We start from the raw sequence: 26,440 nt of genomic DNA, 5'->3' as shown, positions 1-26,440 counted from the left end.
GGTATTAAGATTATTCTACCCATCGGACCACTATCGTTTCTGCGTTATACTCAGCGTATCTTTCGCCACGGCGTTTATTGAGGACCACTATGAGTCAGGCACTGAACAATCTGCTGACATTGCTTAACCTGGAAAAAATAGAAGAAGGGCTATTTCGCGGACAGAGCGAAGATTTAGGCTTACGCCAGGTTTTTGGCGGCCAGGTCGTGGGGCAAGCGCTGTATGCCGCCAAGGAGACCGTCCCGGCAGACCGTCTGGTGCACTCGTTTCACAGCTACTTTTTACGCCCCGGTGACAGCGCTAAACCGATTGTGTACGACGTGGAAGTTCTGCGTGACGGCCAAAGCTTCAGCGCCCGTCGCGTGGCGGCCATCCAGCATGGGAAACCCATTTTCTACATGACCGCCTCCTTCCAGGCGCCAGAGCCGGGCTATGAGCATCAAAAACAGATGCCGTCTGCCCCGTCGCCGGACGATCTGAAATCGGAAACCGAAATAGCCCGCGCACTCGCGCATCTGTTGCCGCCGCAGGTAAAAGAGAAGTTTCTGTGCGATAAACCGCTGGAGATCCGCCCGGTCGAATTTCATAACCCAATGAAGGGGCATACCGCTGAGCCCGCCCGCCAGGTGTGGATCCGCGCCAACGGCAGCGTCCCCGCAGATTTACGCGTGCATCAGTATCTGCTGGGTTATGCGTCGGATTTCAACTTCCTGCCGGTTGCGCTACAGCCGCACGGCGTGGGATTCCTGGAAAAAGGGATGCAGGTAGCCACAATTGACCATTCCATGTGGTTCCATCGTCCTTTCGATATGAACGAGTGGCTGCTTTACAGCGTGGAAAGTACCTCTGCGTCCAGCGCGCGCGGTTTTGTTCGCGGGGAATTTTACACCCAGGATGGTGTGCTGGTGGCTTCTACCGTGCAGGAAGGTGTGATGCGTAATCGCGGGTGAGGTAAAAAGCCCGGTGGCTATGCTTACCGGGCCTGCAAATTACGCTTTTTCAGGCCGGGTAAGGCGAAGCCGCCGCCCGGCAAGGCACTCAAATTATGCGTTATAGGCATTCTCGCCGTGGCTGTTGACGTCCAGGCCTTCGCGCTCCTGCTCTTCCGGCACGCGCAGCCCAACGGTCATATCAGCCAGCTTGTAACCGATAAAGGCCACAACACCCGACCAGACAACGGTGATCGCGATACTTTCCAGCTGTACAAGCACCTGATGCCCCATGGTTACGCCTTCTGCGTAACCCACACCGCCCAGAGATTGGGCAGCAAAGATACCGGTCATGATACAGCCGACAATGCCGCACACACCATGCACGCCGAATACATCACACGGATCGTCAACGCGCAGAACACGTTTCAGTGCGGTAACGCCCCACAGCCCCGCCAGTCCTGCGACGATACCGATCAGCAGCGCACCGCCTACGCCCACGTAACCGCACGCTGGCGTAATACCTACCAGACCGGCAATCGCCCCGGAACAGGCACCCAGCAGCGATGGCTTGCCGCGAACGGCCCACTCGCCAAATACCCATGAGAGGATAGCGCCGGCGGTTGCCACAACGGTATTCACGAAGGCCAGTGCAGCGATTTCGTTAGCGGCGCTGGCTGAACCTGCGTTGAAGCCGAACCAGCCAAAGTAGAGGATGGCGGTGCCGGTAAAGACCATCGGCAGATTGTGCGGCTTGAATGCTTCCTTCCCGAAGCCCACGCGCTTGCCAATCAGGTAGGCGCCTACCAGGCCTGCTACCGCGGCGTTGATGTGCACAACGGTACCACCCGCAAAGTCCAGCGCGCCATGGGAAGCCAACAGACCACCGCCCCAGACCATATGCGCAATCGGGATATAGGAGAGCGTCAGCCAGACCACCACGAAAATCAGTACCGCAGAGAAGCGGATACGCTCAGCCAGCGCGCCCACAATCAGCCCCACGGTGATGCAGGCGAATGAGCCCTGAAACGCGACATGAATATACTGATAGAAGCTGCCCATTACCGCGGTCAGTTCGATATTTTTCAGCATCGCCCAGTTAACGTTGCCGAAGAAGGCGTTGCCCTCCCCGAAGGCCAGCGAGTAACCGTAAACCACCCACAGCACGCACACCAGCGCGAACGTGACGGCAACCTGCGTCAGCATGGAGAGTACGTTCTTGCCGCGAATCAGGCCGCCGTAAAACAGCGCGATCCCCGGAATCGTCATGAACAGCACCAGCGCGGTGCAAATCATCATAAAGGCGTTATCGGCTTTGTCTGCCACAGCAGGTGCAGCCATTGCCAGGCCCGGCAGCAGTGCCAGCGACCCCAGACCTGTTTTCATTGTTGCTTTCTTCATTTTCTTGATCCCTATCACTGTGTGCCAGGAGTTACTTACAACGCCGCTTCGTCAGATTCGCCGGTACGGATGCGAATAACGCGCTGTAGTTCGGCAACGAAAATTTTGCCGTCGCCAATTTTTCCGGTGTAGGCCGCTTTGCTGACGACATCAATCACCTCATCAAGCTGATCGTCGGCAATCGCCACATCAATTTTCACTTTTGGCAGGAAGTTAACGCTGTATTCCGCCCCGCGATAAAGCTCGGCATGACCTTTCTGACGCCCAAAGCCTTTCACTTCGGTGACAGTCAGTCCCTGAATACCCATGGAAGACAGCGCTTCACGCACGTCTTCGAGTTTGAATGGTTTGATTACCACCGTAACCAGCTTCATATATCCCCTCCAGTCAGAATTCGGTAATGGCCGCAGCTAACACGAGAGTGATATTGCAAAGGGTGTGCCAGAAGTGAAAGGTGAGGAGGAAAGCGCCGCGGCGCGCATGCGCCGGGAAAAAGTGAAAAAAAAACGCACCATGGCAGTGCAGGGTGCGTTTCAGTTTTGCACCAACGGTTAAGTCTGTTAGCGCATTGCCTTGTTATGGTGCATCAGGCGCTGAGTGACTCTTCCTCGCGCACGCTGGCGGCCAGTTCGTCGCCTGCCAGCTGCAACTGATACATCTGCCAGTAGCGTCCTTTTACCTCAAGCAGCGCTCTGTGCGTACCCCGTTCAACGGCCTGGCCACGGTGCAGAACCAGAATGGTATCGGCATCGACGATCGTTGACAGGCGGTGGGCGATCACCACCAGCGTAGTGTGATCCCGCACGGCAGCCAGCGCCTGCTGGATCGCCTGCTCGGTACCGGAGTCAATGCTTGCGGTCGCTTCATCCAGAATTAACACCTGCGGCGTCTCAATCAGCACGCGCGCCAGCGCCAGAAGTTGCTTTTGCCCGACGGAGAGGTTGTTGCCCTGCTCACCCAGCCGGGTATTGATCCCCTCGCTTAACCCGCGCGCCAGATCCGCCAGCTGCACCGTTTCCAGCACCTCCCATACCTGCTCAGGGGTGAAAGGGCGTCCCAGCGTCACGTTGGCATAAAAGGTATCCGCCAGCACCACCGGATCCTGCTGCACCATCGCGACGCCCTTACGCAACGCGTTGTGGCTAAGCGAGGCAAGCGGCCGTCCGTCCAGACGGATCTCCCCCTGCGTCAACGGATAGTAGCCCATCAGCAAACTGGCGAGCGTGCTTTTGCCGCTGCCGGTATGCCCAACCAGGGCGACAAAACCACGCGACGGTACCTCGAGGTTGATATCCTGCAAGACAAGCTGGTCGTCGCGGTAGGCAAACGAGACATGATCAAACGCTATGGATCCACTTTCCAGCGGGCGTTCGTCATCGCCATAGGTCTGACGCGGCCTGTCCATGAGCTCGAATACACGTTCGCCCGCGACCACTGCCTGTTGCAGCATCGACTGCTGCGTGGTGAGTTCAATCAGCGGTTCGTTAAGGCGTCCGAGGTAACTGATAAACGCGTACAGTACCCCCACCTCGATGGTTCCGCGCGTCGTCAGGCCGAACAGCATCAGCAGTCCGCACAGCACCAGCGCCGAGAAGAGGCTCAGCAGCGGACGTAACAGGAAACCGTCCAGGCGTAACGTCTGCATCCGCGCCATATAATGCGAGCGGCTGGCTTCCCCCATTCGCTCACCAAAACGCGCCTGCTGGCGAAACTGCTGAATAACGCTCATGCCGTTGATCACTTCGTTGAAGCCATCATTGATATCTGCAAGGTAAGCGCGCACGCGGCGCACGATCGGCGTGCTGTAGCGCTGGTAAATCACCATCACGATCAGCACCGCCGGGAAAATGGTGATTGCCACCAGCGCCATCCGCCAGTCCAGGCTGAACATCGCCACCAGCATCGCGCCAATTAGCGCGGCACTGCGCAGAACCGTTGCAACAACGGTTACATAGAGGTCGCGGATCACCTCGGTGTCATTGGTGACGCGCGAAATAACCTGCCCGACCGGCTGGGTATCAAACTCGCTCAGCGGCTGGCGCAGCGCGGCATCCATCACGTCCGTGCGCAGCTGCTGCACCACGCCCACGGCGGCCCGGTTAAAGAGCAGTGACTGCGCGTAATGCAGCCCTGCCGCCGTCAGCTGTAGCCCGACGTACGCCACGCCCAGCCCGGCGACCAGGCCGAGAGGCAAATAGCTTTTCGCTACCATGTTATCGATGAAATAGCTGATAAGCAGCGGACCGGTCACCTCCGCAATCGCGGCGATCCACAGCAACAGCACGGCGATGGAAAGCGGTTTGCGCCACGGTGAGCCATAGGCCAGCAGCCGTTTTAACGTCGGCCACATCTGTCCAAACTTACGCATCGGCCACCTCCTCATCCAGCGCGGCTTCAAGCTGTTGATAGCGGTACATATCCCGATACCAGCCGGTCTGCCCGGCGAGCTGCTCATGCTGACCACGCTGGGCAATATGTCCGTGCTGAAGCACCAGAATTTCACTGGCTTCGGTAAGCGCCGACAGACGGTGCGCGCTGATGATGACCGTGCGCCCCTCTCCCCACTGGCGAAGGTTATGCAGAATTTGATGTTCAGTACGCCCGTCAACCGCGGACAGCGCATCATCCAGAATCAGGATCTCAGCGTCCAGCAGTAGCGCGCGGGCAATAGAGATACGCTGTTTTTGTCCGCCGGAGAGCATAACGCCCCGCTCACCCACTTCCGTGTCGTAGCCCTGCGGCAGGCGCAGAATATCCTCGTGGACGCTGGCCAGACGCGCCACGTGCTCGATCTGGTCCTGTGTCGCCGTCGGACACCCGAGCGCAATATTGTTGGCAATGGTGTCTGAAAACAAAAACGGCGTCTGGCTGACGACCGCCAGGCGGCTGCGCCAGTCATCCAGCAGCAGACGTGGCAGAGGGATGTCGTGGAAACGGATATCGCCTTCGCTCACGTCAAAATGGCGCTGAATCAGTGACAGAATGGTGCTTTTACCGGAACCCGTCGGGCCGCAGATGCCCAGCATCTGACCAGGACGCAGCGTGAAACTGACGTTCTCAAGCACCGGATGTTCCGTTTGCGGGTAGATAAAGGCGCGGATATCAGCCTTGAGAATACCCGGACCTTCCGGTACCGGCTCGCTGCCATCGTTCACGACCGGCACTTCCGCCAGCATGGCGCGGATGCGGCTGTAAGCGGCGCTCCCACGTTCAACGATATTAAACATCCAGGCCAGCGCCAGCATCGGCCAGATCATCAGCCCAAGGTACATCGCAAAGCTGGTTAACTGCCCGAGGGTCATGGTGCCTCGCACCACCATCCAGCTGCCGCCGCCCACCGCCAGCAGGTTCGCCATACCAATCGCAATATAAATTGTCGGATCGAAACGGGCATCAATACGCGCCACGCGCATGTTTTTCGCGCCGGTATCGGCGGCGTCGGCGGCAAACAGCGCGGACTGGCGGTCTTCCAGACCAAACGCTTTGATCATGCGGATGCTGGTCATGCTCTCCTGGGTGCGATCGTTCAGCGACGAGAACGCCGCCTGCGCCAGCTTAAAGCGTTCATGGAGCTGCTCGCCGTAGCGGTTAATTGCCAGCGCCATCAGCGGCATTGGCAGCAGCGCCAGCAGCGTGAGCTCCCAGCTAATTTGCGTAGACATCACAATCAATACCGCACAGCCCATCACCAGGGAATCCACCAGCGTTAACACCCCTTCACCGGCGGCAAACACCACGCGGTCTACATCGTTAGTGGCGCGGGCGATGAGATCCCCGGTACGGTGACGCAGATAAAACTCAGGGTGCTGGCGGCTCAGCTGACGGTAAAAGTCCTCGCGCAGCTCAACGGCAAGCTGATAGGACGCACCGAACAGCAGCACGCGCCAGACATAACGCAGCAGGTAAACCACCACGGCCGTCAGCACCAGCGTACCGACCCACATTATCACCCGTGCGGCGGTGTAATGTTGTTCGGTAACGCCATCCACGACGTAGCCCACCACTTTGGGGGGGATCAGTTGCAGAATGGCAATGATAATAAGCAGGGCCACTGCGCCGAGGTAGCGTTGCCACTCCCGACGAAAGTACCAGCTTAATTGGGCAAATAATCGCACGCGGTCTTTTCCTGAAGGTATTTTAAGAAGTTATTCAATGGGTAACGCTGTGGTGTATTTAATCTGTTCCATGGCGAAGCTGGAGGTGACATCGGACAAGCCCGGTACGCTATTGACCAGCCGCTTGTAAAAATCATCGTAGCGCTTCATGTCTGCCACCTGAACGCGCATCAGATAGTCGTATTCCCCCGCCATGCGCCAGAAGCCGAGCACCTCGGGCATGTCGGAAACCTGCGTGACGAAGCGGCAGTACCATTCGCTGCTGTGATGCTGCGTTTTTATCAGGACGAAGGCGGTCAGTCCAAGCCCCAGTTTTTCGGGATCCAGCAGCGCCACACGTCCCAGCAGAATGCCATCATCTTCCAGCTTCTTGAGGCGCTTCCAGCACGGTGTGGTGGTCAGATTAACGGCATCTGCCAGCGCCTGCAAAGAGAGGGTACAGTCGCTTTGCAGCAAAGAAAGCAGCTTACGGTCAATTTTATCTAACATAGCCACCTCGAAGAGAAAATTATTCTCCTTACATTCTATTTTAAAGGTCAGATAGCAACAATTTTTTCTGTGCTTTTCGCTATGCTGGGCACAAAATGACAAACGGATAACTACGATGAATAGCACCTGGGTTAAACATGCCATCAGCGAAATAAATGCCGACTATCAGCGCTCGGCAGACACCCACTTAATCCGCCTGCCTCTGCCGGGATTTCCCGGTATTCAGCTCTATCTGAAAGATGAAAGTACCCATCCTACCGGTAGCCTGAAGCATCGCCTGGCGCGTTCACTCTTTTTATACGGTTTATGTAACGGCTGGATTAAAGAAGGCACCACGATTATTGAATCGTCGTCCGGATCAACTGCCGTCTCCGAAGCCTACTTTGCCCGCCTGTTGGGTCTGCCGTTTATCGCCGTGATGCCCTCATGCACGGCGAAACGTAAAGTTGAACAGATCGAATTTTACGGCGGACGCTGCCACTTTGTGGACAGCGCCTGCGAAATCTATGCGGCCTCCGAAATGCTGGCCCGCGAGCTGAATGGTCACTATATGGACCAGTTCACCTTCGCCGAACGCGCCACCGACTGGCGCGGCAATAATAACATTGCGGACAGCATTTTCCGCCAGATGACCCATGAGCCGCATCCTGTCCCCTCTTACATTGTCATGAGCGCGGGCACGGGCGGAACCTCCGCCACCATCGGACGTTATATCCGCTGTCAGGGTTATGATACGCAGCTGATGGTGGTTGACCCGCAAAACTCGGTGTTCCTCGATTACTGGCAATCCCGCGATGCGAGCCTGCGCAGCCCCGTGGGGAGCAAGATCGAAGGGATTGGTCGCCCGCGCGTCGAACCCTCATTCATTCCGGACGTTGTGGATGAGATGCTCCGCGTGCCGGATGCCGCCAGCGTCGCGACGGCGCACTGGCTGGAGACACAGCTTGGCCGTAAAGTCGGGGCTTCTACCGGCACCAATATGTGGGGCGCGCTACAGCTGGCCGCGAGGATGCGTGAAGAAGGCCGTACCGGCTCTGTCGTCACGCTGCTGTGCGACAGCGGGGAGCGATACCTGGACACCTATTACAACGCAGAATGGGTGCAGGCCAATATTGGCGATGTTGAGCCGTGGAAAGCGCAGATTTCGCAGCTGGTGAAATAAAAAAAGCCAGGCTTTAGCCTGGCTTGCTGGAAGGGTCTCACTATTCGGGGGAATATGGGAGGTTATTTTTGTCCAGCCAATGCGTCAAAAAATGGGACACCGCTTCGTTACGACAGTGTCCGATAACCGGTAAATGCGGGAGCGCGGCGATAAGCTGCGGCATCGCGTTCCCCATAATCAGCCCACGACCTACGTTGCTCAGCATCTCGTGGTCGTTCATGGCGTCACCAAAGGCCATACAGTCCTGCATCGTCAGCCCCAGATGATCGCTCAGCACCGCCAGCGCGGATCCTTTGTTACAGCCCACCGGCAGCACTTCAAGACAGTCCACCGCCGAGAAGGTCAGGTGCGCCCGTTCGCCCAGCGCCTCGTTAAGCTGAATACGCAGACGGCAGAGATCGTCGTGATCGCCACAGAAGCAGATCTTGGTCACCTTGTGTGCCGGAATGCGGCGCAAATCGATAAGCTGATATTTAAAGCCGCTGTAAACGTGTGCGTGCAGCAAGGCCGGGATCTCACGCCCGGTAAACCAGCCTTCATCATTAAAAACATGCACGCTGGCCTGCGTATCCCAGGTGCTGTGCAGGACAATGTCCGCCACCTCCGGATTCAGATCCTGACGGTGCAGCACATCGCCGTCGACGGAGTGAATGCGCGTTCCGTTGCCGGTGATCAAGAACGCATCGAGGGCAAATGTCCCCAGCAGATGGCGCATCTCCAGCACATGACGACCAGTAGCAAACGTCAGGGTAACTTCACGCTCGCGCAGGCGCTTAAGAGTGTTCAGGGTTTTCTCCCCTAAACGGTGATCCGGCATTAACAGCGTGCCGTCCATATCAAATGCAGCGAGCCGAGCCATGATTACTCCCGAAATGTGATGCGGTTAACTTGTGCATCAGTATTACGTGGGATATACGGAAGTAATAGTGAATAGATGATAATTATTGTTCCGGGTTTTTCATGCGCCAGCTTAACCGTCTTAACCAGTATCAGCGTCTGTGGCACCCGTCTGCCGGCGCACCACAGCAGGTGACCATCAGTGAACTTGCCAGCCGCTGCTTTTGCAGCGAGCGACATGTTCGCACCCTGCTGCGCCAGGCGCAGGAGGCGGGCTGGCTAAGCTGGCACGCCCGCTCCGGACGAGGTAAGCGTGGGGAATTACGCTTTCACGTCACCCCGGATTCGTTGCGTAATACGATGATGGAAGAGGCCCTGAAAAGTGGACAGCAGCACAACGCGCTGGAGCTGGCCCAGCTCGCGCCTGAAGATTTGCGATCGCTGCTGCATCCGTTTATGGGCGGGCAGTGGCAGAACGATACGCCGACGCTGCGTATTCCCTACTATCGCTCGCTGGAGCCGCTTCAGCCGGGGTTTCTCCCTGGCCGGGCGGAGCAGCATCTGGCGGGACAGGTATTCTCTGGTTTGACGCGTTTTAATGGTAACAGCAGTGAACCCACGGGCGATCTGGCGCATCACTGGGAAGTCTCTGCTGACGGCCTGCGCTGGCATTTCTACATTCGCTCCACCCTGCACTGGCATAACGGCGATAAAATAGAGACGGCACAGCTCCGGCAAAGCCTGACGGCGCTGTTATCGCAGCCCGGCATGGGCACGCTGTTCCGCAGCGTCTTACGTATCGAAACCACGCACCCGCAGTGCCTGACGTTTATTCTCCATCAACCTGACTACTGGCTGGCGCACAGGCTGGCAACCTACTGTAGCCGTCTGGCGCATCCCGATTACCCTGTGGTAGGCAGCGGTCCCTTTCGGCTGAGCGTTTTTGAGCCTGAACTGGTGCGTCTGGAAAGCCACGAGCAGTATCATCTTGGCCATCCGTTGCTTAAGGCTATCGAGTACTGGATCACGCCCCAGCTTTTTGACTACAGTCTGGGCACCAGCTGTCGCCACCCGGTGCAAATCGCCATTGGCGAGGCCGACGAGCTGGCCAGCCTGCGGCTGGTGAGTAACAGCACCAGTCTGGGCTTCTGCTACCTCACGCTAAAACAGAGTCCACGTCTGAGCGAACTTCAGGCAAAGCGGCTGATTAATATCATTCATCTCTCAACGCTGCTGCACACGCTTCCCCTGAACGAAGGGCTCATCACTCCTACCGAGGAACTGCTTCCCGGCTGGGCGATCCCCCAGTGGCCTGATTTAACCGACGTTGCGCTGCCAGAGGCATTGACGCTGGTCTACCACCTGCCGGTTGAGCTTCACACCATGGCCAGCCAGTTAAAAGCATACCTTGCGCGGCAGGGTTGTGAACTGACCGTCATCTTTCACGACGCCAAAACGTGGGACGGGTGCCAGCAGCTTGCCGATGCAGACATCATGATGGGAGACAGACTGATTGGCGAAGCGCCGGCGTACACGCTTGAGCAGTGGCTCCGCTGCGATGCGCTCTGGCCGCATCTGCTGAGCGCACCGGCATTCGCCCATTTGCAGGCCACGCTGGATGCGGTGCAGTCGCAGGCCGACGAGCGTGACCGACACGCAGGACTTCAGGCTATATTCAGCCGGTTAATGGAGACAGCCGTCCTGACGCCGCTCTTTAACTACCAGTATCAAATCAGCGCGCCTCCGGGCGTCAACGGCATACGCCTTAACACTCGCGGCTGGTTTGACTTCACCGAAGCCTGGCTTCCTCCACCAAACGCGTGAAGAAGCTGGTCGCCGCTTTAGCCAGGCGTTAACATGACGCTTTTACTGTAACTGTCGAGATGATCTATGAAACGTGCCGTCGTCGTGTTCAGCGGAGGACAAGATTCCACCACCTGCCTGATTCAGGCGCTTCACCAGTATGATGAAGTGCACTGCGTCACTTTTGATTATGGTCAGCGTCATCGCGCTGAAATCGATGTCGCTCGTGAACTGGCTCTCAAACTGGGCGCCCGCGCTCATAAAGTGCTGGACGTGACGCTGTTAAATGAACTGGCCGTCAGCAGCCTCACCCGCGACAGCATTCCGGTGCCTGATTACGAACCTGATGCCAGCGGCATTCCGAACACCTTCGTACCGGGCCGCAACATTCTCTTCCTGACCCTGACGGCAATATACGCTTATCAGGTGAAGGCCGAAGCGGTGATCACGGGCGTGTGCGAAACCGACTTCTCTGGCTACCCGGACTGCCGGGATGAATTCGTGAAAGCACTCAATCACGCCGTCGATCTGGGAATGGCAAAAGAGACCCGCTTCGAAACGCCGCTGATGTGGCTGGATAAGGCTGAAACCTGGGCGCTGGCCGACTACTGGGGCAAGCTGGATGTCGTTCGCAACGAGACCCTGACCTGCTACAACGGCATTAAAGGGGACGGCTGTGGGCAGTGTGCCGCCTGTAACCTGCGCGCGAACGGTCTGAATCATTATTTTGCGGATAAAGCGGGCGTTATGGCCGCAATGCAGAAAAAGACCGGGCTGAAATAAGGGCTACCTGACCGTGCTGTCGAACAGTTTTACACCGGCAGCACGGGTAATTTTCATCAGTGTAGTCAGCGTTGGGTTACCATTTTCGGACAGGGTACGGTATAGCTGCTGACGTGAAAGCCCCGCTTTGGCTGAAATCTCTCCAATACCGCCGCGCGCTTCGATAACGCGTCTGAGGGCAATCAAATAGGCTGGGATCCCCTGGTCCTCGTAAATTTCATCCAGTGCAATTTGCAGATAGAGTTGCGCGTAAGAAGGATTTTCGCGCAGCATTTTGACTACAGCTTCATCATGGCTGACGGTACTTGAGAATTTTCGCTCACTTTTGCTCATGGAGTTTATCCTTTTGATGATCTTTCCAGTAATCTATTGCCAGCATCACATCCGCTTTCTGGCTCTTTTTGTCACCGCCGATCAGCAACAATAAGATTTCCCGATGCTGGACCGCAAAATAGACTCGATAACCGGGACCACTATCAACCTTCAACTCCCAGACACCCTCTCTGAGATAACGGTAATCGCCAAAATTCCCCTTCTCAGCGCGGTCGATTCGCAGAAGGATCCGAAACGCCAGCTCCGGATCCTTTCGTCTCAACTTTGCTACCCAATCCTCAAACGGTATTTTTCCGTCGCGGGTTCGGTAACGTTTAACAACGTAGTCCCTGTTCATGATTTTATCCCTGAAAACCCTTCTTGTCTTTTATAAAAGACAAAAATTTACGCGATCATCAGCTCCAGCTTTTCGCGCAACTCCCCTTCCAGCGGCAACGCTTTCTGGGTTTTGAGATCGATACAGACAAAGGTGATCAGCGCATCGGCCACAATCTGCCCTTCTGGCTCCAGCGTAACGACCTGGCTCAATACACCACTTTTGCCATTCAGTTGTTGAACCTCACTGGTCACGGTGAGCACATCCCCCAGCACAGCCGGGCGGCGGTAGTTAATGTTGATATTGACGACCACAAACGCGATGTTGTGTGCGGTTAGCCACAGGAAGCTTTCGCTGTTCTCCAGGCCGTCCCAGCGCGCCTCTTCAAGAAATTCAAGGTAGCGGGCGTTATTGACGTGCTGGTAAACATCGAGGTGATAACCACGGACTTTGATTTGTGTCTGCATAGCGCAATAGCCTTTCGTTGTTATAGGTTCAGAGGTCATAACTGGTATGACCTCTTTATCCTGGCAAATTTTTGCCGCAGTGCAAGTGATTACGCGATTACAGCGTCAGGTGTGCGAGATTGCGCTCAACCAGCGCGCTGCCCATACCCGGCACCTGCTTGAGATCGTCAAGGGTTTTGAAAGGACCATACTCTTCACGATAGCTGACGATGGCCTGCGCTTTTTTGAGGCCCACGCCATTCATTACGCGGGCAAGATCGTCCGCAGAGGCAGTATTAATACTGACCCGCGTACCCTCGTCCTCAATGGCTTTCGTGCTGGCCGTCGCGTTGGCTTTAACCTGACCTTGTGACGTTGCATCGGCCTGAGTTTGTGCAGCCTGGGCTTTAGACGAGGGTGACGCCGCCAGCGCGCCCGCACTCATCCCGGAAGTGGCAATAGCCAGTGTAATTAACAGTGCTTTGATTCCACATTTCATGCTGTTTTCTCCTTGTTTGTTGACAGCCATGCCACGATAGCCGCACGGGAAAACAGGGACAAACAGCAGATTGCAGAAATGGAAAAGGCCGCGAAAGCGGCCTTTAGTTTTTGCAGAACGTTACGAAAATCTGCGAGCAGACACGTAATTATTGCTCCTGAGTGACCACATCACCCAGCTTGATTTTGGCTTCTTTACGCAGGTTGCTCATCAACGCTTCGAAAGCAATCTGGGCATTGTTCTGGGTAATTCCCTGAACCATGGCCTTCTTCTGCGCGTCTGGCAGCGTGCCGGCTTTCACTTCATCCAGTGCCAGAACCACCACGTTACCCTGCATATCGGTCGTGGTGCCAAAGACAGGTTTGTCTTTCGCCGGCAGGCTCAGACCAAACGCCGCCTGGCTGACAGGATCCTGACCGGTACGGCTCAGCGTTTTTGCTTCACCAAAGCTCAGGCCAGCCGCTTTCAGCGCATCGTTCTTACCGGCTTTCAGGTCGGCCAGAATTTTCTCTGCATCCAGTTTTGCCTGCTGTGCCGCTTTGTTGTGTTTCACCAGCGCCACCACCTGATCTTTCACTTCCGCCAGGGGCTTCACTGCCTCGGCTTTGTGCTCGCTGACGCGCAGTACGAACGCACGGTCACCGTCAACGGTAATGATGTCTGAGTTGCTGCCCGGCGTACCATTCTCACCGACCAGACCACCATTGAAAATGGCATCTGAAACCGGTTTGAAGTTCAGTTCTTCCGGCAGGTTTTCGTGGCTGAACCAGCCCGTCTCAACCGCTTTCACGCCAGCAGCCTGCTCAGCGCCCGCCAGTGATTCGTTGTCGTTGCTTGCGGCATCGCTCACTTTCTGTTGCAGAGCATAGAAGGCATCCAGCGCTTTCTCCTGCTTCACTTTCGCAGCGATATCATCACGAACGTCAGTCAGCGGCTTGGTTTTCGCCGCCACAACATCGTCCAGACGCGCCACCAGGAAGCCGACGGAGGATTTGATTACACCAGACAGTTGGCCTTTCTCTTTCAGGCCTGCATTTTTCAGCTCATCCGGGGTAGTTGACTCTTCCAGCCAGCCCATATCACCGCCGTTTTTGGCAGAAATAATGTCGGTAGATTTTGCTTTCGCTAAGGTGGCGAAATCAGCGCCTTTGTTCAGCTCATCCAGCACGGCTTTCGCTTCTGCTTCCGTTTTGGTCTGGATCACGCTGTAACGGTTACGCTGCGGCTGAGTAAACTGATCCTGATGCTGGTCGTAATAAGACTGGATCTCGGCGTCAGTCGCATTTTCCTGCATCGCAGCTGCATCCAGCTTGATATAGCTTACGCGGAACTGTTCCGGAGAGATGAAGTTGTTCTTGTTTTGCTCGTAGTAAGCATTAACTTCAGCGTCGCTAACCTGCTGTTTCGCTGCCAGTGCGTTGACATCAATCGTCGCTTCACGCACCACGCGTTGCTGCGCCACCAGTGCCGCCAGCTCTTCAGTTTCGCCTTTCAGCATGAAATCGGTGCCCACCACCGCGTTGATTAGCTGTTGCGTGGTCAACTGGTTACGCAGTGCCTGAGCGTACTGGTCAGCCGTCATACCCATCTGGTTAACAATGCTGTTGTAACGCGCGTTGTCGAACTTCCCATTAGACTGGAAAGCCTGCGTCGAGAAGATGGCTTTTTTAACCTGCTCATCGCTGATGCCCAGACCCAGGCTTTTCGCGTACTGATCCAGCAGCGCCTCGTCAATAAGGCGGTTTAGCGTCTGCTGACGCAGGTTTTTCATATAGCCTTCGTTGGCTGCAAGTTCAGAGTATTGGTCGCCCAGCTGTTGCTGCATGCGGTTACGTTCACCAGCAAAAGCGTTCTCGAACTGCCCACGGCTAATTTCCTGGCCATTCACTTTTGCGGCGTAGTTCGCGCCACCGCCGATGAGGTAACTACTCACACCGGTCAATATGAACGACACGATAATGATACCGAAAATAATCTTGAGCACGAGACTGTTAGCAGCCGTGCGTAAGCTGTCCATCATGGTGTAACAACACTCCGCTGTAGGTGACTGGTTACCTGACGCTGACGGAAAATCCTGACCGTCGCGCGTAAAGGCGTATTGTGACAAGAAAACAGGGCAATTGTCAGCCCACAACTCGCATAAACTCGCACAAATCAGGTCTGGACAAACAAAAAAGGCACATCAAACGATGCGCCCTTGTACTTTTCAGCTTCCCTGGAGCGGGAAAGCAATCAGTTTACTGCGTCTTTCAGCGCTTTACCTGCACGGAAACCCGGCACTTTAGCGGCAGCAATGGTGATCTCTTTGCCGGTCTGAGGGTTGCGGCCAGTACGGGCTGCACGCTCTTTAACCGCAAAAGTACCGAAGCCTACCAGTGCAACGTCGTCCCCAGCTTGCAGAGATTCAGTAACAGAAGCAATTAAAGCATCTAAAGCACGTCCAGCTGCCGCTTTAGAAATATCAGCACCCGCAGCAATTTTGTCAATCAGTTGAGATTTATTCACTGTTCTCTTCCTCTCTTTATAATTTATATCGCACCTGAATCCTTCACAGCGCGACCGCGCAGCAGTTATATCAGTCCTGCTATGACCTTACAACACCCGTTGTTGATGGCTAACCCAATCAGCAATCTAAATTAGCTATACAAAAAAAGGCTGGCAAGTACGAAATGACTTACCAGCCTTGTTTTTATTGGCGCTCTTTGCGCGAGGTCACTATTTTGCGGTTACAACCTGCATTCCGGACGGTTCATTTTGCAGTGCGAGAGTCAGAACTTCCTCAATGCGTTTCACCGGATGGATCTGCAAATCGGCAATAACGTTGTCCGGAATCTCTTCCAGATCGCGTTTATTCTCGTAAGGGATCAATACGGTTTTGATCCCACCGCGGTGTGCCGCCAGCAGTTTTTCTTTTAACCCGCCGATAGGCAGTACCTGACCACGCAGCGTAATTTCACCGGTCATGGCCACATCAGCACGAACCGGATTACCTGTCAGGCAGGAAACCAGCGCAGTACACATGGCAATACCCGCGCTTGGGCCATCTTTCGGCGTCGCCCCTTCCGGAACGTGAACGTGAATATCGCGTTTTTCGTAGAAATCCGGGTTGATACCCAGTTTTTCCGCACGCGCGCGTACCACGGTCAGCGCCGCCTGGATGGACTCCTGCATCACTTCACCCAGCGAACCGGTGTAGGTCAGCTTGCCTTTGCCCGGAACACAGGCGGTTTCGATGGTCAGCAGATCGCCGCCCACTTCCGTCCATGCCAGACCGGTCACCTGACCAACACGGTTTTCGTTGTCTGCGCGACCGTAGTCGAAGCGTTGAACGCCCAGGTACGCATGCAGATTGTCGCCGTTAATCACGATGTGCTTCAGGCTCTTATCCAGCAGCAGCTGTTTCACCGCCTTACGGCACAGCTTAGAGATCTCACGTTCGAGGCTACGCACACCCGCTTCACGGGTGTAGTAACGAATAATGCCGACAATGGCGCTGTCCTCAACGGTCAGCTCGTTGGCTTTAAGCGCGTTACGCTCAATCTGCTTCGGCAGCAGGTGCTGTTTGGCAATGTTCAGCTTCTCGTCTTCGGTATAACCGGACAGACGGATCACTTCCATACGGTCCAGCAGCGGTGCCGGAATGTTCATGGAGTTCGACGTCGCCACGAACATCACATCGCTCAGGTCGTAATCCACTTCCAGGTAGTGATCGCTAAACGCCACGTTCTGCTCTGGATCAAGCACTTCCAGCAGCGCCGACGCCGGATCGCCACGCATGTCTGAAGACATTTTGTCGATCTCATCGAGCAGGAACAGCGGGTTTTTGACGCCCACTTTCGCCATTTTCTGGATAAGCTTGCCCGGCATGGAACCGATGTAGGTACGGCGGTGACCGCGGATTTCCGCTTCATCACGCACGCCGCCCAGCGCCATACGGATGTACTTACGCCCTGTCGCTTTGGCGATGGACTGACCCAGAGAGGTTTTACCCACCCCTGGAGGCCCTACCAGGCACAGGATTGGGCCTTTGATTTTGTTCACACGGCTCTGTACCGCGAGGTACTCAAGAATGCGGTCTTTCACACGTTCCAGGCCGTAGTGGTCGGTATCCAGGATCTCCTGGGCCTGACGCAGGTCTTTTTTGACCTTGCTGCGGGCATTCCACGGAACCTGCACCATCCACTCAATGTAGCCGCGTACAACGGTCGCTTCCGCCGACATCGGAGACATCATTTTCAGCTTCTGCAACTCAGCTTCAGCTTTCTCTTTCGCCTCTTTCGGCATCTTCGCCGCGTCGATCTTACGCTTCAGCGCTTCGTTTTCATCCGGAGCATCGTCCATCTCGCCGAGCTCTTTCTGAATGGCTTTCATTTGCTCGTTCAGATAGTACTCACGCTGCGATTTTTCCATCTGCTTTTTGACGCGGTTGCGAATGCGCTTCTCAACCTGGAGCAGATCGATCTCAGACTCCATCATCGCCATCAGGTATTCCAGACGTTCGTTAACGTCGGACATTTCCAGCACGGACTGTTTGTCAGCCAGCTTCAGCGGCATATGCGCAGCGATGGTATCCGCCAGACGTGCAGGATCGTCGATGCTGTTCAGCGACGTCAGCACTTCAGGTGGGATTTTCTTATTCAGCTTGATGTAGCCTTCGAACTGGCTGATCGCGGTGCGTACCAGCACTTCCTGCTCGCGCTCATCAAGTTCCGGTGAATCAAGGTACTCTGCCTTCGCAGAGAAGTGCTCGCCATCGTCTGACAGAGTGGTAATACGCGCACGCTGTAAGCCTTCCACCAGCACCTTCACGGTGCCGTCTGGCAGCTTCAGCATCTGCAAAATAGAGGCCACGGTCCCGACGGTGAAAAGATCGTTTACACCCGGCTCATCCGTTGATGCTTCTTTCTGCGCGACCAACATGATTTTTTTATCATGATCCATGGCGGCTTCGAGGCAACGGATAGATTTTTCCCGCCCTACAAATAAGGGTATGACCATGTGCGGATAAACCACCACATCGCGCAACGGCAATACGGGGATTTCAATGCGTTCAGAACGCTCAGGATTCATAGAGCTCTCTCTTAGTTTAGTGTCCGCCAGGTAAACTGGTCATGTAACTGTGCTTCACACAACCATTAACATGTAATCCAGTATATGGGGATGTTTCCCATACATTCAACGCCATGAATACGGAAAAAGTAAAGGGGAGATAAAATCCCCCCTTTTTGATTAACTGATTGTATGAAATGGTGAATTATTCGCCAGATGCCTGCTGCGCTTCCGGTTTACCGTAAATCAGTAACGGCTTGGTCTGGCCACCAATGACGGACTCGTCGATCACGACTTTTTCGACGTCTTCCATAGAAGGAAGATCGTACATCGTGTCGAGCAATGCTGCTTCCACGATAGAACGCAGGCCACGGGCACCGGTTTTACGCGCCATCGCTTTCTTGGCAATCGCGTCCAACGCTTCGTCACGGAATTCCAGCTCAACGCCTTCCAGATTAAACAGCGCCTGATACTGCTTGGTCAGCGCGTTTTTCGGCTCTTTCAGGATCTGAATCAACGCGTCTTCGCTCAGTTCGTTCAGGGTCGCCACAACCGGCAGACGGCCGATAAATTCCGGAATCAAACCGAATTTGATCAGATCTTCCGGCTCAACCTGCGCCAGCAGCTGGCCTTCGTTTGGTTTTTCAGACGTGGCTTTCACCGTTGCGCCAAAACCAATGCCGGAGCCGGTTTCCACACGGTGAGAGATCACTTTATCCAGGCCTGCAAACGCACCACCACAGATAAACAGGATCTTAGAGGTATCAACCTGCAAGAATTCCTGCTGCGGATGTTTACGCCCACCCTGCGGTGGAACAGCCGCAACCGTACCTTCAATCAGCTTCAGGAGCGCCTGCTGCACGCCCTCGCCCGAGACGTCACGGGTGATGGACGGGTTGTCTGATTTACGAGAGATTTTGTCGATCTCATCGATATAGACGATCCCGCGCTGGGCTTTCTGTACGTCGTAATCGCACTTCTGGAGCAGCTTCTGGATAATATTTTCAACGTCTTCACCCACATAACCGGCTTCGGTCAGGGTGGTGGCATCCGCCATAGTGAACGGAACATCCAGCAGGCGCGCCAGCGTTTCTGCCAGCAGGGTTTTACCGGAACCGGTAGGCCCGATCAGCAAAATGTTACTTTTGCCCAGTTCTACGCCATTGCTGGTATCGCCGTTACGCAGACGTTTGTAGTGGTTGTATACCGCCACCGCCAGCACTTTTTTCGCCTGCTCCTGACCAATAACATAGTCGTCCAGGTGGTGGCGAATCTCGTGTGGCGTTGGTAACGCGCTGCGCTCACGGTGCGGCGCGACTTCTTTAATCTCTTCGCGAATGATGTCGTTACATAAATCGACGCATTCGTCGCAGATATACACGGACGGCCCGGCAATCAGTTTACGCACTTCATGCTGGCTTTTGCCGCAAAAAGAGCAGTACAGCAGTTTGCCCGAACCATCTTTGCGTTTATCTGTCATGAGTCCAAACCTCTTTTTAAGTTCTATGTGCCGCACATGACGACGCAAATGCCATTCTCAGACGCAAGCTGCTTACAGGCAACGTGCCGCCCTACCTTAGTATAGCGGCACACTCGCGTCGCGGGCATCAATTACGATGGGTCAAAATGGAGTCGACTAAGCCGTACTCAACTGCCTCTGGCGCAGAGAGGAAGCGATCGCGCTCGGTATCGCGCTCGATCTGCTCGAGAGGTTGACCCGTATGCTGCGCCATAAGTTCATTCATGCGCGCTTTTACTTTCAGAATTTCTCGGGCGTGGATTTCAATATCCGTCGCCTGGCCCTGGTAACCACCCAGCGGCTGGTGAATCATCACGCGGGAGTTAGGCAGGCAGAAACGCTTACCTTTCGCCCCTGCGGTTAACAGGAAAGCCCCCATGGACGCCGCCTGCCCCATACAGATGGTGCTGACATCCGGCTTGATGAATTGCATGGTGTCATAAATAGACATGCCCGCCGTAATCACACCGCCCGGCGAGTTGATATACAGGTAAATGTCTTTTTCCGGGTTTTCCGCTTCCAGGAACAGCATCTGCGCCACGATCAGGTTAGCCATATGGTCTTCCACCTGGCCGGTCAGAAAGATAACGCGTTCCTTGAGCAGACGGGAATAGATATCGAAAGAACGCTCACCGCGTGAGGTCTGTTCAATAACCATTGGCACCAGCGCCATATGGGGTGCAAAGTTATCTCGTTCGCCACTGTATGACATTTCCGTCTCCTGGTTCAAAATTGAAAACACCTGCTGTACTGATTGTAACCTTATGGACGGATTATCAGCCAGTCTCAATCATCGTGATTACATACTAATGGGGGTCGCCATGCCCTATTTCAAGCATAACAACGTTTTGTTGTAACGCTAACACTGAAAGGGCGTTTTAGCACCCTTCCAGGACTAAAGCTGTGATAAAAAAAACCCGTCGCCGGAGGGCAACGGGTTTTTTGTTCAAACTTTAAACCGTTGGGGCGAAATTACGCCTGCTGGTTCATCAGTTCGGTGAAAGAGGTCTCTTTTTCGGTGACTTTCGCTTTCGCCAGTACCGCTTCTACAGCCTGCTCTTCCAGCGCGACGTTGCGCATGTTGTCCATCAGCTCTTTGTTCTTACCGTAGAACTCGATCACTTCTGATGGATCTTCGTATGCAGAAGCCATCTCTTCGATCAGGCCTTTCACACGCTCTTCGTCAGCTTTCAGCTCGTGGGTACGAATCACTTCGCCCAGCAGCAGGCCAACAACAACGCGACGTTTCGCTTGCTCTTCGAACAGCTCGCGTGGCAGTTCCATCGCTTGCTGCTGGTTGCCACCGAAGCGCTGTGCAGCCTGACGGCGCAGAACGTCGATTTCGCTGTCGATCAGGGCAGCAGGAACGTCGATGTCGTTCGCTTTCACCAGACCTTCAATCGCCTGAGACTTCACGCGGTTACGTACAGCGCCGTTCAGCTCGCGCTCCATGTTTTTACGCACTTCGGTACGCAGGCCCGCAACAGAACCATCTTCCACGCCGAAACGCTTGATGAATTCTTCAGTCAGTTCTGGCAGTTCGCGCTCTTCCACTTTCTTCAGGTTGATAACGAACTTCGCTGCTTTACCTTTCAGGTTTTCAGCGTGGTATTCTTCAGGGAAGGTCACGTCGATGGTGAACTCTTCGCCCGCTTTGTGGCCTTTGATACCGTCTTCGAAGCCTGGGATCATACGACCCTGGCCCATCGCCAGTACGAAATCAGACGCTTTACCGCCTTCGAACTCTTCGCCGTCTACAGAACCGGTGAAGTCGATGGTTACGCGGTCTTCCGCGTCAACAGCGCCTTCTTTCTCTTTCCAGTTCGCCTGCTGCTTACGCAGGGTATCCAGCATGCCGTCAACGTCTTCGTCGGTCACGGAAACGATCGGTTTTTCAACTTCGATAGATTCCAGACCTTTCAGCTCAACTTCCGGGTACACTTCGAACTCTACGGAGTAGGTGAAGTCTTCGCCCTGCTTGTATTCGCCTGGAACGTAGTTCGGCGCACCGGCTGGATTGATTTTTTCTTTGATGATCGCGTCGATAAAGTTGCGGCTCATCAGTTCACCCAGCACATCCTGACGCACGGAAGCGCCATAACGCTGAGCAACAACATTCATTGGTACTTTGCCCTTGCGGAAGCCGTCAATACGTACTTTTTTTGCTACGTTGACCAGCTCGCTTTTCACAGCAGTTTCGATGCTGTCAGCAGCGATAGTAATCGTTACACGGCGGCCAAGGCCTTGAGTGGTTTCAACTGAAACTTGCATCTTGTTACCTCAAAAAAATCACAGTGCTCGGTCAACTCTGAATCTGTCTGTTATACCGGGATGCTCTCTTATGTGCAGATTCACATTCCCTGTCGCCAGAATCATCCCGAAGACATTCAATAAGACGCGGCATTATAGCGGCATCACTTAGGTGAGTCGAGAACGGTTGGAGCATGTTGCTGCGGCTTTTTTCACACTTTAAGGCTATTTTTAGCCTTAAAAACGCGCCATCCGCTCAAAACTCAGACAAAACAAAACGGCCCGAAGGCCGTCTTGACGAAATCTGTAAGCAACATACTGGAAAAACTCCGGCGGTTGCAAATCCGATTTATCAGGCGATGGTGCCTGCACCCCGACAAGGCGGTGATGCGAATACCGTATCCTGTAGCCCTTCCCATTCCTTAATGGTGTAGGTATGCAGCGCCAGCGCATGTACGGTTGTGGAGAGTTCTTCCGTCAAGGTGCTGTAGATCAAGCGGTGTCGGTTCAGGAAACGTTCTCCCGTGAAGCGATCGCTGACCAGAACCACTTTAAAGTGGCTTTCAGAACCTGCCGGCACGTTATGACGATAGCTTTCGTCGACAACTTCGAGAAACACAGGGTTGAACGCTGCCCTTAATTTTTCTTCTATCTGTTCACGTATCATCATGAAATCACTCCTCCGACAACGCTAAGATGTCACCCATCCCTTTAAATATTAGCCGCTTTTACCGGTTCCATTACACCTTGACAACAAATATTTAGCTTTCGTCTGATTTTCTCACCCAAACGAATGAAGTTCACTATGAGGTTCATACGTTTTGTCACTTACAGGCAGAGAAAAGCGGAAAGGTGGTCAGTTTTCGGACAAGGCGATGAATTTACATGCGTTGACCACTTCCCCTGGCCGTTAGCGATGTTATGATGGCGGCAATTTTTCTCTCTTTGCTTACGATTCGTTGAGAACCCGAAAATGTTAAAAAAACTCTTCTTTCCGTTGGTAGCACTCTTTATGCTCGCCGGCTGCGCGACTCCGCCGACGACCATTGACGTTTCACCAAAAATTACCCTGCCTCAGCAGGATCCAAGCCTGATGGGCGTTACGGTCAGCATTAATGGCGCCGATCAGCGTCAGGACCAGGCGCTGGCGAAAGTGACTCGCGACAACCAACAGGTCACGCTGACCGCCTCCCGCGACCTGCGCTTCCTGTTGCAGGAAGTGCTGGAGAAACAGATGACCTCCCGCGGCTACATGATTGGCCCAAGCGGCGCGGTTGATCTGCAAATCATCGTGAACAACCTGTACGCTGACGTCTCCCAGGGTAACGTTCGCTACAACATTGCGACTAAAGCCGATATCGCCATCATCGCTACCGCGAAGAACGGCAACAAAATGAACAAAAACTACCGTGCGAGCTATTCCGTTGAAGGCGCATTCCAGGCCTCCAACAAAAATATCGCTGACGCGGTTAACAGCGTGCTGACTGACACCATTGCCGACATGGCACAGGACACCAGCATTCACGACTTCATCAAGCAGAACGCCCGTTAATCCTGCTGACTGACCCGGTGCTTCACCGGGTCAGTTCATAAGAACATGTCCAGTCACTACTTACGCATTTTCCAGCAACCGAAATCAGCTATTCTGCTGATCCTTGGTTTCGCCTCCGGTTTGCCCCTTGCGCTCACCTCCGGCACGTTACAGGCGTGGATGACGGTTGAGAACATCGATCTTAAAACCATTGGTTTCTTCTCGCTCGTCGGCCAGGCTTACGTTTTTAAGTTCCTGTGGTCGCCGGTGATGGATCGCTATACCCCACCGTTCCTCGGGCGCCGTCGCGGCTGGTTAGCGATGACGCAGGTGCTGCTGTTGCTGGCCATTGCCGCAATGGGTTTCCTTGAGCCGTCAACACAGCTGCGCTGGATGGCCGCGCTTGCGGTGGTCATCGCCTTCTGCTCCGCTTCGCAGGACATTGTTTTTGACGCCTGGAAGACGGACGTCCTGCCAGCGGAAGAGCGTGGTGCCGGTGCGGCAATCAGCGTGCTTGGCTACCGCCTGGGTATGCTGGTTTCCGGCGGGCTGGCCCTCTGGCTTGCCGACCGCTATCTCGGCTGGCAGGGAATGTACTGGCTGATGGCCGCTCTGCTGATCCCCTGCATTTTTGCCACGCTATTCGCGCCTGAACCGAGCGATGTGATTCCGGTTCCCCGCTCGCTGGAGCAGGCCGTCGCCGCACCGCTCCGCGACTTCTTTGGTCGCAATAATGCCTGGCTGATCCTGCTGCTGATTGTCCTTTATAAGCTCGGCGACGCTTTCGCCATGAGTCTGACCACCACCTTCCTGATCCGCGGCGTCGGGTTTGATGCGGGGGAGGTCGGCGTGGTGAACAAAACCCTGGGGCTGTTTGCCACGATCGTCGGCGCGCTGTACGGCGGCGTATTGATGCAGCGTCTGTCGCTGTTCCGTGCTCTGCTGATCTTCGGCATCCTTCAGGGCGCTTCGAATGCCGGTTACTGGCTGCTGTCGATCACCGACAAGCATATGATCAGCATGGCGACGGCGGTATTCTTTGAAAATCTGTGCGGAGGTATGGGCACAGCGGCATTTGTCGCCCTGCTGATGACGCTGTGCAATAAGTCATTTTCCGCCACCCAGTTTGCCCTGCTCTCTGCCCTCTCAGCCGTCGGGCGCGTGTACGTAGGTCCCGTCGCGGGCTGGTTTGTTGAAGCCCACGGCTGGCCGACATTTTATCTCTTCTCGGTGGTGGCGGCTGTGCCGGGGATTTTATTGTTGCTGGTCTGTCGCCAGACGCTGGAATATACCCAGCGGACGGAACACTTCATGCCGCGCACGGAATATCAGGCTGCCTACCGGTTTGCCCTGCGTCTGCTGATGGCAGGTTGTCTTGCGCTGGTAGTGTGGCTCGCGGTACTCATTATCAATGCGACGACCACCTTGTCGCTTCCTTTTGAAACCCAGCTGCTTGATGCAGGCGTGTTTCTCGCCATCGTGGGTATCCTGACCGGTGGGATGCTGGATTTCATGTCACTGCGGAAAACGCAGATGACATGAAGTAAAAAGCGAAAGGTTATTTCCCGTTGTAATAACGACACGAAATTATAACGGCGAAATAACCGCCATCGGCAAAAAAAATATTTGTTGTTTTGTGCGGGATAGCATTCGGAAATTATTGGAGCTTATTTCGCTACGCTATTTTCCGTTAAACGATTCAGCATTCGAAAGATTGAATTTTCGTTTTTTAGTTGTCTTTTTATTGATAATTAATTGTTAATTATTTGTGTATTTTCCGCAATGGTTATACCAATTGTCCCTTTTGCGGTATGCTGGGGCACCCTTTCGTTATAACGCCCACTCCGTGCGGCTTCCCCCGGAAAACGCGACATAATTTGCAACACTTGTGACATGTGCGGCAGAACCCGGTAACACCTTCCTGACACAGGGCTAATGATGTTTACAGTAATGTAACCTTCCCGTAAAATGCCCCCACACTTTAAACGCCACCAGACTCCCGTGGAATTGAGGTCGTTAAATGAGACTCAGGAAATACAATAAAAGTTTGGGATGGTTGTCATTATTCGCAGGCACTGTATTACTCAGTGGCTGCGATTCTGCACTACTAGACCCCAAAGGACAGATTGGACTGGAACAACGTTCATTGATACTGACGGCTTTTGGCCTGATGTTGATTGTGGTTATTCCTGCCATCTTGATGGCTGTTGGTTTCGCCTGGAAGTATCGTGCGAGCAATAAAGATGCGAAGTATAGCCCTAACTGGTCACACTCCAATAAAGTGGAAGCTGTGGTCTGGACGGTACCTATTCTGATCATCCTGTTCCTTGCTGTACTGACCTGGAAAACCACTCACGCACTTGAGCCGAGCAAACCGCTGGTTCACGATGAAAAACCTATTACCATTGAAGTGGTCTCCATGGACTGGAAATGGTTCTTCATCTATCCAGAACAGGGCATTGCTACCGTGAATGAAATCGCCTTCCCGGCGAACACTCCGGTTCAGTTCAAAGTGACCTCCAACTCCGTAATGAACTCCTTCTTCATCCCACGTCTGGGTAGCCAGATTTACGCGATGGCCGGTATGCAGACTAACCTGCACCTGATCGCGAATGAAGCAGGCACCTACGACGGTATCTCCGCCAGCTATAGTGGCCCGGGCTTCTCGGGTATGAAGTTCAAAGCTATCGCTACGCCAGACCGCGCGACTTTCGACCAGTGGGTTGCAAAAGCGAAGCAGTCTACCAACACCATGTCTGACATGGCGGCGTTCGAAAAAGTGGCTGCACCTAGCGAATACAACAAGGTGGAGTACTTCTCTAACGTGAAACCGAATCTGTTCAAAGATGTTATTGGCAAATTTATGGATCACGGCATGAGCATGGACATGACCCAGCCTGAAGGCGAGCACAACACGCACCAGGGTATGGAAGGCATGGACATGAGCCACGCGGAAACCGCTCACTAAGGGGCCGAGG

General features: G+C 54.5%; 24 protein-coding genes. 7 read left to right on the top strand and 17 right to left on the bottom strand.

The genetic code is table 11. The features are described from left to right. The first annotated feature begins 89 nt into the window (after positions 1–89). Positions 90–950 carry an acyl-CoA thioesterase II gene (tesB, locus tag DD597_RS16610; RefSeq protein WP_032657403.1) on the top strand — a complete coding sequence of 287 codons (861 nt, stop codon included), beginning with the start codon at positions 90–92 and terminating at the stop codon, positions 948–950. A gap of 93 nt (positions 951–1,043) precedes the next feature. On the opposite strand, the gene amtB is transcribed toward tesB, so the two are convergent. From amtB to DD597_RS16585, 5 genes are all read right to left on the bottom strand, one after another. Continuing rightward, positions 1,044–2,330: an ammonium transporter AmtB gene (gene amtB / locus DD597_RS16605; protein WP_022650485.1), complete on the bottom strand. Its 1,287-nt coding sequence runs from the start codon at positions 2,328–2,330 to the stop codon at positions 1,044–1,046. A gap of 35 nt (positions 2,331–2,365) precedes the next feature. Further along, a complete protein-coding gene (glnK, locus tag DD597_RS16600; protein ID WP_006809867.1) occupies positions 2,366–2,704 on the bottom strand; it encodes a P-II family nitrogen regulator in 339 nt (112 codons plus the stop codon). Between the two features lie 212 nt (positions 2,705–2,916). Further along, on the bottom strand, positions 2,917–4,698 hold the full coding sequence (locus DD597_RS16595; RefSeq protein WP_129256410.1) for a SmdB family multidrug efflux ABC transporter permease/ATP-binding protein: 1,782 nt from the start codon (positions 4,696–4,698) through the stop codon (positions 2,917–2,919). Next, complete coding sequence (locus DD597_RS16590) at positions 4,691–6,445, bottom strand: SmdA family multidrug ABC transporter permease/ATP-binding protein (RefSeq protein WP_032608655.1); 1,755 nt, start codon at positions 6,443–6,445, stop codon at positions 4,691–4,693. Before DD597_RS16590 ends, DD597_RS16595 begins: the two co-directional genes overlap by 8 nt. Before the next feature lie 30 nt (positions 6,446–6,475). Beyond that, positions 6,476–6,934, bottom strand: coding sequence for an Lrp/AsnC family transcriptional regulator (locus tag DD597_RS16585; RefSeq protein ID WP_015571267.1), 459 nt, complete (start codon positions 6,932–6,934; stop codon positions 6,476–6,478). Between the two features lie 115 nt (positions 6,935–7,049). On the opposite strand from DD597_RS16585, the gene DD597_RS16580 reads away from it, so the two are divergent. Next, positions 7,050–8,096, top strand: coding sequence for a PLP-dependent cysteine synthase family protein (locus DD597_RS16580; protein WP_003859036.1), 1,047 nt, complete (start codon positions 7,050–7,052; stop codon positions 8,094–8,096). Positions 8,097–8,136: 40 nt separating this feature from the next. On the opposite strand, the gene cof is transcribed toward DD597_RS16580, so the two are convergent. Continuing rightward, on the bottom strand, positions 8,137–8,955 hold the full coding sequence (gene cof, locus DD597_RS16575; protein WP_003859037.1) for an HMP-PP phosphatase: 819 nt from the start codon (positions 8,953–8,955) through the stop codon (positions 8,137–8,139). 101 nt (positions 8,956–9,056) lie between these two features. Between cof and DD597_RS16570 the strand changes: the two genes are divergently transcribed. Further along, complete coding sequence (locus DD597_RS16570) at positions 9,057–10,757, top strand: SgrR family transcriptional regulator (RefSeq protein WP_023324236.1); 1,701 nt, start codon at positions 9,057–9,059, stop codon at positions 10,755–10,757. A gap of 66 nt (positions 10,758–10,823) precedes the next feature. Continuing rightward, complete coding sequence (gene queC, locus DD597_RS16565) at positions 10,824–11,519, top strand: 7-cyano-7-deazaguanine synthase QueC (RefSeq protein ID WP_015571271.1); 696 nt, start codon at positions 10,824–10,826, stop codon at positions 11,517–11,519. 3 nt (positions 11,520–11,522) lie between these two features. Here queC and DD597_RS16560 read toward each other — a convergent pair whose 3' ends face one another. From DD597_RS16560 to bolA, 11 genes are all read right to left on the bottom strand, one after another. Continuing rightward, positions 11,523–11,852: a DNA-binding protein gene (locus DD597_RS16560; RefSeq protein ID WP_022650480.1), complete on the bottom strand. Its 330-nt coding sequence runs from the start codon at positions 11,850–11,852 to the stop codon at positions 11,523–11,525. Beyond that, a complete protein-coding gene (locus DD597_RS16555) occupies positions 11,839–12,189 on the bottom strand; it encodes a type II toxin-antitoxin system RelE/ParE family toxin (protein WP_023324235.1) in 351 nt (116 codons plus the stop codon). Before DD597_RS16555 ends, DD597_RS16560 begins: the two co-directional genes overlap by 14 nt. Positions 12,190–12,236: 47 nt before the next feature. After that, complete coding sequence (locus tag DD597_RS16550; RefSeq protein ID WP_003859042.1) at positions 12,237–12,635, bottom strand: YbgC/FadM family acyl-CoA thioesterase; 399 nt, start codon at positions 12,633–12,635, stop codon at positions 12,237–12,239. A gap of 97 nt (positions 12,636–12,732) precedes the next feature. Beyond that, the gene (locus DD597_RS16545; protein ID WP_003859045.1) at positions 12,733–13,113 is read right to left on the bottom strand and encodes a helix-hairpin-helix domain-containing protein; all 381 of its coding nucleotides are present in this window, start codon (positions 13,111–13,113) and stop codon (positions 12,733–12,735) included. 148 nt (positions 13,114–13,261) lie between these two features. Beyond that, positions 13,262–15,133 carry a peptidylprolyl isomerase gene (gene ppiD, locus DD597_RS16535; protein ID WP_032657391.1) on the bottom strand — a complete coding sequence of 624 codons (1,872 nt, stop codon included), beginning with the start codon at positions 15,131–15,133 and terminating at the stop codon, positions 13,262–13,264. 212 nt (positions 15,134–15,345) lie between these two features. Then, on the bottom strand, positions 15,346–15,618 hold the full coding sequence (gene hupB, locus DD597_RS16530; RefSeq protein ID WP_002444653.1) for a nucleoid-associated protein HU-beta: 273 nt from the start codon (positions 15,616–15,618) through the stop codon (positions 15,346–15,348). Positions 15,619–15,828: 210 nt separating this feature from the next. Beyond that, positions 15,829–18,183 carry an endopeptidase La gene (gene lon, locus DD597_RS16525; protein ID WP_006809878.1) on the bottom strand — a complete coding sequence of 785 codons (2,355 nt, stop codon included), beginning with the start codon at positions 18,181–18,183 and terminating at the stop codon, positions 15,829–15,831. A gap of 184 nt (positions 18,184–18,367) precedes the next feature. Further along, entirely contained in the window at positions 18,368–19,642 is a 1,275-nt protein-coding gene (gene clpX, locus DD597_RS16520) for an ATP-dependent protease ATP-binding subunit ClpX (RefSeq protein ID WP_006809879.1), read from the bottom strand. Positions 19,643–19,769: 127 nt separating this feature from the next. Then, positions 19,770–20,393 carry an ATP-dependent Clp endopeptidase proteolytic subunit ClpP gene (gene clpP / locus DD597_RS16515; RefSeq protein ID WP_006809880.1) on the bottom strand — a complete coding sequence of 208 codons (624 nt, stop codon included), beginning with the start codon at positions 20,391–20,393 and terminating at the stop codon, positions 19,770–19,772. A 260-nt stretch (positions 20,394–20,653) separates the two neighbouring features. After that, the gene (tig, locus tag DD597_RS16510; RefSeq protein WP_015571277.1) at positions 20,654–21,952 is read right to left on the bottom strand and encodes a trigger factor; all 1,299 of its coding nucleotides are present in this window, start codon (positions 21,950–21,952) and stop codon (positions 20,654–20,656) included. Positions 21,953–22,283: 331 nt separating this feature from the next. After that, positions 22,284–22,601 (bottom strand): transcriptional regulator BolA, encoded by a 318-nt coding sequence (bolA, locus tag DD597_RS16505; protein ID WP_003859051.1) that lies wholly within the window; start codon positions 22,599–22,601, stop codon positions 22,284–22,286. Positions 22,602–22,904: 303 nt separating this feature from the next. Here bolA and DD597_RS16500 point away from each other — a divergent pair, with 303 nt between their 5' ends. The 3 genes from DD597_RS16500 to cyoA all read left to right on the top strand — a co-directional run bounded on the left by DD597_RS16500 (position 22,905) and on the right by cyoA (position 26,430). Next, on the top strand, positions 22,905–23,483 hold the full coding sequence (locus tag DD597_RS16500) for a lipoprotein (RefSeq protein ID WP_003859052.1): 579 nt from the start codon (positions 22,905–22,907) through the stop codon (positions 23,481–23,483). A gap of 45 nt (positions 23,484–23,528) precedes the next feature. Then, a complete protein-coding gene (gene ampG / locus DD597_RS16495) occupies positions 23,529–25,004 on the top strand; it encodes a muropeptide MFS transporter AmpG (RefSeq protein WP_023324230.1) in 1,476 nt (491 codons plus the stop codon). A 478-nt stretch (positions 25,005–25,482) separates the two neighbouring features. Further along, on the top strand, positions 25,483–26,430 hold the full coding sequence (gene cyoA, locus DD597_RS16490; RefSeq protein WP_003859054.1) for a cytochrome o ubiquinol oxidase subunit II: 948 nt from the start codon (positions 25,483–25,485) through the stop codon (positions 26,428–26,430). Positions 26,431–26,440: the final 10 nt, after the last annotated feature.

It is taken from the genome of Enterobacter cloacae complex sp. 677-3DZ2D5B, assembly GCF_004136695.1.
Classification (GTDB): domain Bacteria; phylum Pseudomonadota; class Gammaproteobacteria; order Enterobacterales; family Enterobacteriaceae; genus Enterobacter; species Enterobacter hormaechei_C.
This window is presented reverse-complemented; position numbering and strand designations above follow the sequence as displayed.